General features: G+C 65.8%; 8 protein-coding genes and 1 pseudogene. 7 read left to right on the top strand and 2 right to left on the bottom strand.

The window, feature by feature from the left end; translation table 11 throughout:
- From AC5RWX_RS27950 to AC5RWX_RS27940, 3 genes are all read left to right on the top strand, one after another.
- Positions 1-773: thiolase family protein (locus tag AC5RWX_RS27950; protein WP_494099511.1), on the top strand; the 773-nt coding region annotated here is incomplete at its 5' end.
- A complete protein-coding gene (locus tag AC5RWX_RS27945; protein WP_494099510.1) occupies positions 773-1,597 on the top strand; it encodes an enoyl-CoA hydratase/isomerase family protein in 825 nt (274 codons plus the stop codon). The genes AC5RWX_RS27950 and AC5RWX_RS27945, both read left to right, overlap by 1 nt.
- On the top strand, positions 1,594-2,466 hold the full coding sequence (locus tag AC5RWX_RS27940; protein WP_494099509.1) for a 3-hydroxyacyl-CoA dehydrogenase family protein: 873 nt from the start codon (positions 1,594-1,596) through the stop codon (positions 2,464-2,466). Before AC5RWX_RS27945 ends, AC5RWX_RS27940 begins: the two co-directional genes overlap by 4 nt.
- Before the next feature lie 9 nt (positions 2,467-2,475).
- Here the strand turns inward: AC5RWX_RS27940 and AC5RWX_RS27935 are convergent, their stop codons facing one another.
- Complete coding sequence (locus AC5RWX_RS27935) at positions 2,476-2,709, bottom strand: DUF6480 family protein (protein ID WP_494099508.1); 234 nt, start codon at positions 2,707-2,709, stop codon at positions 2,476-2,478.
- Between the two features lie 75 nt (positions 2,710-2,784).
- Here AC5RWX_RS27935 and AC5RWX_RS27930 point away from each other — a divergent pair, with 75 nt between their 5' ends.
- The 3 genes from AC5RWX_RS27930 (at position 2,785) to AC5RWX_RS27920 (ending at position 6,408) form a co-directional block, all read left to right on the top strand.
- Positions 2,785-3,393 (top strand): GNAT family N-acetyltransferase, encoded by a 609-nt coding sequence (locus AC5RWX_RS27930; RefSeq protein WP_494099507.1) that lies wholly within the window; start codon positions 2,785-2,787, stop codon positions 3,391-3,393.
- Between the two features lie 235 nt (positions 3,394-3,628).
- Positions 3,629-4,327: a tyrosine-protein phosphatase gene (locus AC5RWX_RS27925; RefSeq protein ID WP_494099506.1), complete on the top strand. Its 699-nt coding sequence runs from the start codon at positions 3,629-3,631 to the stop codon at positions 4,325-4,327.
- Positions 4,324-6,408: a S1 family peptidase gene (locus AC5RWX_RS27920; RefSeq protein ID WP_494099505.1), complete on the top strand. Its 2,085-nt coding sequence runs from the start codon at positions 4,324-4,326 to the stop codon at positions 6,406-6,408. The genes AC5RWX_RS27925 and AC5RWX_RS27920 overlap by 4 nt, the downstream gene beginning before the upstream one ends.
- A 58-nt stretch (positions 6,409-6,466) precedes the next feature.
- Here the strand turns inward: AC5RWX_RS27920 and AC5RWX_RS27915 are convergent, their stop codons facing one another.
- Positions 6,467-6,916 carry a PaaI family thioesterase gene (locus tag AC5RWX_RS27915; RefSeq protein WP_494099504.1) on the bottom strand — a complete coding sequence of 150 codons (450 nt, stop codon included), beginning with the start codon at positions 6,914-6,916 and terminating at the stop codon, positions 6,467-6,469.
- 144 nt (positions 6,917-7,060) lie between these two features.
- Between AC5RWX_RS27915 and AC5RWX_RS27910 the strand changes: the two are divergent.
- Positions 7,061-7,563, top strand: a pseudogene (locus AC5RWX_RS27910) (phenylacetic acid degradation bifunctional protein PaaZ); the annotation flags it as partial.

Below are 7,563 nucleotides of genomic sequence, written 5' to 3'. Positions count from 1 at the left end.
GCTTCACCAATCCACGGTTCCACAAAGGTGAGCTGTCGCGTGACGGCAAGATGACGCACTCCATGCCTGAGACGGCCGAAGAAGTGGCCCGAGTGGACGGGATTTCCCGTGAGGACGCCGACGCCTTCGCCGTACGCTCGCACCAGCGCTCCCTTGACGCCACGGCTGCCGGCCGGTTCAAGGACGAAATCGTCCCGGTCACCGTCAAGACCCGGAAGTCTGAGCATGTTGTGGACACGGACGAGGGCCCCCGGGCTGACACCACCATGGACGTCCTGGCCGGGCTGAAGCCGGTGGCGAACGGCGGCACAGTAGTCACGGCCGGCAACTCGTCGTCCCTCAACGACGGCGCGTCAGCCATCATCGTTGCCTCGGAAGCGGCCATCGAACGGCTGGGCCTGACACCCCGCGCACGCATCATTGATGGTGCCTCGGCCGGTTGCGAGCCGGAAATCATGGGTATCGGCCCGGTGCCGGCCACGCAGAAAGTCCTGAAGCGGAGCGGCCTCAGCGTCGGTGACCTCGGCGCCGTCGAACTTAATGAAGCGTTTGCCACGCAATCCCTTGCCTGCATCCGCCGCCTGGGCCTGGAACCGGACATCGTGAACAACGACGGCGGTGCCATCGCTTTGGGGCACCCGCTGGGTTCCAGCGGCGCCAGGATCGCCATCACCCTGCTGGGCCGGATGGAGCGTGAGGACGCGGGGATCGGGCTGGCCACCATGTGCATCGGCGTGGGCCAGGGCACCGCCATGCTGCTGGAGAAGGTCTGATGCCGGGCGCCGTGGATCTGGCGTCGGAAAAGTTCCATGCGCTGTTGGTGGAGGAACGCGGCGACCGCGTGGTGGTGCTCCTCAACCGGCCCGAAGTCCGGAATGCCATCGACCAGCAGATGGTGGATGAGCTCCATGTCGTCTGCACAGCCCTTGAGCAGAACCCGAAGGTACTGATCATCGCAGGCGTGGACGGTGTGTTTGCCTCCGGAGCGGACATCGCACAGCTGCGCGAGCGCCGCCGGGACGATGCCCTGCAGGGAATCAACTCCACCATCTTCGTCCGGATCGCCAAGCTGCCCATGCCCGTGATTGCCGCTCTGGATGGATATTGCCTGGGCGGCGGGGCGGAACTCGCCTACGCGGCTGACTTCAGGATCGGCACCGCGAACGTCCGCATCGGCAACCCGGAAACTGGGCTGGGCATCCTCGCCGCGGCCGGGGCCAGCTGGCGGCTGAAGGAGCTGGTGGGGGAGCCGGTGGCGAAGCAGATTCTGCTGGCCGGGCGGGTGCTTGGGGCCGAAGAAGCCCTGGCGGTGAACCTCATCAGCGAGATCCATAGCCCGGCCGAGCTTCTGGACGCCGCGCAGAATCTGGCGGACAGGATCGGCCGGCAGGATCCGCTGGCCGTGCGGATCACCAAGTCGGTGTTCCATGCACCGGCAGAAGCGCACCCGCTGATCGACCAACTGGCCCAGGGCATCCTCTTTGAATCCGAGGCGAAGTTCGATCGGATGCAGAGGTTCCTGGACAAGAAACCCAGCAAGGACAACAACAGCGCCGGCGTGAATGCCGGCGCCAAGACCGGAGAGAAGAATCCATGAGCACACCCCCACCAGCCCCCGGCCTCCCGTCACACGTTGGTGTCCTGGGCGGCGGCCGCATGGGTGCCGGAATTGCGCACGCCTTCCTGGTGAAGGGTGCGGACGTGCTGGTGATCGAGCGTGACCAGCAGTCTGCCGAGGCAGCCCGGGAACGGGTGGAAGCGGCCGCAGCCAGGAGCATCGAGCGCGGTGCCGTCAACGCCAACCTGGACGAGCTCGTTTCCCGGCTTACGGTGGATGTGGACTATGACGCTTTCAAGGACCGGCACCTGGTGGTAGAAGCTGTGCCGGAAGACTGGGACCTGAAGGTCACAGCGCTGCGCGGCATCGAGGAGCGGCTGGCGGACGATTCTTGCCTGGCGTCAAACACCTCGTCCCTGTCCGTGAACGGCCTGGCCGGGGAACTGAAGCGGCCGGAGAACTTCCTGGGCCTGCACTTCTTCAACCCGGTGCCGGCGTCCACCCTGATCGAGGTGGTGCTCGGCGAACGCACGTCTCCCGGGCTTGCCGCCGCGGCGAAAGGGTGGGTGGAGGCACTCGGCAAGACCGCCGTCGTCGTCAATGACGCGCCGGGCTTCGCGTCCTCACGTCTCGGCGTTGCCATCGCGCTGGAGGCGATGCGCATGGTGGAGGAGGGGGTGGCATCCGCCGAGGACATCGACGCCGCCATGGTCCTTGGCTACAAGCACCCCACCGGGCCGCTTCGAACCACGGATATTGTCGGGCTGGACGTCCGGCTCGGCATTGCCGAGTACCTGCACTCCACGCTGGGCGAGCGTTTCGCGCCGCCGCAGATCCTGAAGGACAAGGTGGCCAGGGGGGAACTCGGACGCAAGACCGGCAAGGGCTTTTTTGACTGGACCAGTTAGGACCGCCGGCTAGTCGAAAAAACCCACAATGTAGCCGACAAAATACAGGAGCGACAGGAGCACCACTGCCGCAATGGCTGCAATCACGAAGAACTGCGTACTTCTCTTGGTGCCGTGCTCGTCATGGCCCTGGGTGGTGTTCGTGGAGGCTTCGCCCGGCGGCGTTTCCCCCGGCGGTACTCCGCCACCCGGCTCCAGGCCAGTGAGCTTGTCGTCTTCCGGGTCCGGATTGTGTCCTGACACGTTTATCTCCCTCGTTTGCAGTCCTGGTGCTTTCCCAGCGTAACCGGCCCGGGTGGTTGGACCTAGGCTGGTGCAGTGACCTTCCTTGAACCCCTTACCCTGACGGGCCGGTATGTAACCCTGGAGCCGCTTAGCCCGGACCATCACGACGGACTGGTGGATGCTGCCCGGGACGGTGAGCTGTGGCGCCTCTGGTACACGTCCGTGCCGTCGCCGGATGAAATGGCCGCGGAGATTCAGCGGCGGCTCGCCCTGCAGGAGCAGGGTTCGATGCTGCCGTTCACGGCCCGGCTGACCGCTCCGGCCACTGGCGGCCCCGGCAGGATCATCGGAATGACCACCTACATGAATGTCGACGCCGGCACTCCCCGTGTGGAGATCGGCTCCACCTGGAACGCCGCCTCGGCGCAGGGGACCGGAACCAACCCTGACTCCAAGCTGCTGCTCCTGCAGCACGCATTTGAGGTTCTTGGTTGCCCGGCCGTGGAGTTCCGGACGCACTGGCTCAACCACCAGTCGCGCGAGGCCATTGCCCGGCTGGGGGCCAAGCAGGACGGTGTGCTCCGCAACCACTCCAGGACACGCGACGGTATCCTGCGCGACACCGTGGTGTTCTCCATCCTCGAACACGAGTGGCCCATGGTCCGTGCCGGGCTCGAATACCGGCTGGCCCGGCGCGGGTAGGGCTGGGCTGCGAAAGCCGACGGACGCCGTCGTACTGCTGCAATTCCCCTGATGGCTCTCCTTCGAACGACGACGGCCACGAATTCGGTGCAGGGAGCTTAACGCCACCGTATCCCTCCTGACCCAGCTGGTAACGGGTTGGCTGTACCCCACTTCGGCCGGCCTATGTCCGATAGAGGTGCGACTGATGTGAGTCTTGTGGTTAGCTGTGCGGATGAACAGAGCTGGCGGGCCCATGGACTGGGATGGTGCTGTCAATGCCTGGCATGTGGCCGGCGGTGTTTACCGGATGGGGCGTCGGGAGTGGCTGACGGAGGTTGGCTGGCGGCAGGCGTACCGCGACGGCGTCCGCACCGTCATCGATCTTCGTAACGCTGCTGAAGCCCGGCGCCGGGACACCGATCCCCTCGTGGGGAACTCGGCCCTGGCCGGGATAACCGTGGTTTCCGCGCCCACGGAAGAACCGGACGATCCGCGCTTCACAGCGATTTCCGGCCCCTACCTCAACGACCCAGCCTTCTATGCGGATAACGCCCGACTGTTCCCCCAGAGGCTGGCCGGAGTCTTCCGTGAACTGGCCGCAGCTTCGCAGCGCGGCCACGTGGTGCTTCATTGCGCCGCAGGCAGGGACCGCAGCGGAATGGTCGCAGCCATGGTGCAGGACCTGGCAGGTGACTCGGACCGGGACATCGCCGACGGCTACCGGCGTGCCGCCCGGGGCATCAACGAGCGCTACCGTACCCACGGCCCGCCGCACGAGCGGGAACGCTACGTTGAGGAAGCCGAGTTGGTGCCGCTGCTGGAGCAGCGCGGCGACGCGGTGGTGGAGTTTGTACGGAACCTCGACACGCGCTCCTTCTTGCTGCGGAACGGCCTTAGGACCGCAGAGCTGGACGCTGTGCTGGCCCTGTGCGGAGCCGGGGTGTCCCAATGAGCGCCGACAACCGGATGAACGCCGGCACCCTGCGGCGCTTCCTTGCCGCCGGGGCGGCAGCGGGAGTATTGGCATCTTCTGCTTTTGCCGTAAGTCCGGTCTGGGCGGCGGACAAACCCGAGCTGCCCGAGCCCCCTGCCGCCGCCACTGATGCACATCATTCCGGCCTGTCTGCGGCTGCCCTCGAGGAAGCTGTCCTGCGTGATCTGGGAATGACTCCGGCGGAATTTGCTGCAGCGGGCAAGCTGGGTATCGAGGCAGCAGAGACGGCCAACCGGCTGCGGGACGTGCCTGGATATTTTGGGATACAGCTGAAGGACGGGCAGATTGTGGTGTCGGGCTCCGGAACGGAGCTGCTGGCGGAAGTTGCTGTGCTTGCACGGACCGTCCCGGCCGTTGCACTGGAGGACGCCCCCGCTTCGGTGACGACCGAGGAACCTGGCGATGACATTGCGCCGAGCCAGGGCAGCGAGTTGGCGGTCAGTGTGGAGCAGTTGTTCCAGGCGTATATCCGTGAAGTGGGCACGGAGGGCCTGCAGGCCGTGGTGGCCTCGGGCGGGAAGTTTGTTATTCGGACCGGTGGCGTCAATTCGCCGGAAGCGGCGTCGGATCTCGCTGCAGGCAGCACCGCTGAGGCTGGCTCGGCGACTGGCGGTTCAACGGCTGCCACTGCCCCCACGGGCCCCGGCAAGAAGTCCCCGTCAGAGTTCGTGTCCCGGTTCGCCAATGTCAAGCTCGACGGCGGCACTCCGCTCACGCCTGAGGCCGACGTTCCCGGGGGAGTTGGCTATATCGCCGATACTGGTTGGGTCTGTTCCACTGGGTTTTCTGCTTTCGACCCCGCTGGCCTCCCCGCCGTTCTCACCGCGGGCCACTGTGCCTCCGACGGCACGGCAGAAACGGCAACACTGGAATTCCGGTTCACCCAGACAGGGCTCCTGGGCAGGTTCGGCTTCAGCCAGTTCGGCGGCCCCGGTAACTCGTGGGTCCTCGACCCTGACAGCCCAATCGGCCCGGACAACACTGCCCTTACGGACCCCGGCAACGTGGGAACCGATATCGCCGTCGTTGGATCCCTCCGTCCCGGCCTGGACCCGCTTCCGGCAGCCAGCACCTGGGGCGACGCCTCGCAGCCCGAACCTGACGTCAAGATCATTGGTACGGCCGATCCGGTCGCCGGCATGCCTGTGTGCCGTTCGGGCAGGACATCCGCCTGGTCCTGCGGCACCGTCGATGCAGTGGGGATTTTTGTGGTTCCAGGTCCCGGTTACGCATCGGATCCAGCTGACCTCAGGGCCTTCAACGGCTTCCTGTCTTACGGCGTCCAGTCCAGCGGAGGTGACTCCGGCGGGCCCTACGTCAGCGGAAACTACGCTGTGGGAACTCATGCTGCCGGGGATACACCCGATGAGTTCGGCAACGTGATCCAGAACTTTGCCGTCGGTGCCACCCTCACTGAAAGCCTCGCCGTACTGCCCGGGTACCAGCTGGAGCTGTTCCTCAACAAGCCGGTGGTGACGTCACCGGAGCCGGGCGCCACGTATGACGCTGGCCAGGTCATCAGCGGCACCGTACCCGCAGTACCGGCCACGGCGGTTGCCGCCGGGTCGAAAGTCCGCATAGCCATTGAGGGGCAGGAACCCTTCGAGGTCCCCGTCAATGCCGACGGCAGCTGGGGCTTTTCAGCCCCTGAGGGGAAGGAGCCGCTCCGTTTGACGGCCGAGACGGTCAACGGGTTCAGTGTCTCCGGAGCCAGCAGCTTCGGGTTCGCCCCTGCTGTGCCGGCTGTCCCGGCCCCGCTGGTACGGCCGGCCCCGGCGGCCAACCCGCCCCCCGTCGTTGTGACCCCGCCCGCCGTCGTGGTGACCCCGCCCGCCGTCGGCGTGACCCCGCCCGTGAACGCGCCTCCCGCTGACCTCGCCAATACCGGAAGCACCGGCGACCGCAGGGATACCGGCAATCTTGCCTATACCGGGCCGTCCGCGCTTTTCCCGGCGGCAGGTGCTGCGGCAATCGCGATCGTCGTCGGTGCCGTGCTGATGGCGCTGGTGCGCCGTCGGACGCCTCAGAGCCGACGCTGAGGTTTCGCTTAAGCTCGACCACCGGTAGCGAACGGGTTCAATAGATTGCACAGACGGATCATCTTTTGTGGCGGCGCATCAGCAGGTTGGTGATGCGCATGGTGCAGAGCCGCTGGCCGGCCTCGTTGGTGATGACTACCTCGTGCGTGGTGAGAGTCCCGCCCAGATGGATGGGGGTGGCGGTGATGGTTACCTGGCCCTCCCGCGCCGAGCGGTGGTGGGTGGCGGAGACGTCCACACCCACCGCCGTCTTGCCCATGGTGCTTGCGTGGATCACGGCGGCCCAGGACCCCACCGCTTCGCCTACGGCCAGGGATGCTCCGCCGTGCAGCAGTCCGAAGGACTGCCTGTTGCCCTCCACAGGCATAGTGGCCACCACACGCTCCACCGACTCCTCCAGGATCTTCACGCCCATCTTCTCGTCAAGCTCACCGAGGGTAATCTTCCACAACTCGTGCGCGTCAGGGTGGTTGTCCACAGCTGCATCCTTCGGTGACGGGGCGCTCATCTGCTCTCCTTCTGGGTGGCTATTTCAAGCCCGGGCCTTCTAGTGTGCACCACGGCCTTTCATGTATGGTGAATATATTACCGAACGGACGGTCAGTAATCACTGGCCGCCTTTGTATGCCCTTGTTGGAAGGACCCGTCAACGATGACCACCACCGCCACAGCTCCCCAGGCCACGGTCGACACCGTGGAGACAGTGCCCAGCTTCATCATGGATGCGTGGTGGACGCCCGACGACGGTTCCACGGGTTCCGCTGTCCCCGTACGCGACGCGAGCACCGGCGAGATCCTGGCCAAGGTGAGCACGGAGGGGCTGGACCTTTCCGCCGTCGTCGATTACGGCCGCACCACCGGGCAGGCGGAACTTGGCCAGCTGACCTTCCACCAGCGCGCGCTCAAGCTCAAGGAGCTGGCGCAGTACCTCCATGCGCGCCGCGAACACTTTTACTCATTCTCGGCCCAGACCGGCGCCACCAAGGTCGACTCAATGATCGACATCGACGGCGGCATCGGCGTCCTGTTCACGTTCGGCTCCAAGGGCCGGCGTGAACTGCCCAACTCGCAGGTGGTGGTGGACGGGCCGATGGAGGTCCTGTCCAAGGACGGCTCCTTCGCCGGTGAGCACATCTACACCCGCATTCCGGGCGT

It is taken from the genome of Arthrobacter sp. SPT-J7 (genome assembly GCF_059089965.1).
This window is presented reverse-complemented; position numbering and strand designations above follow the sequence as displayed.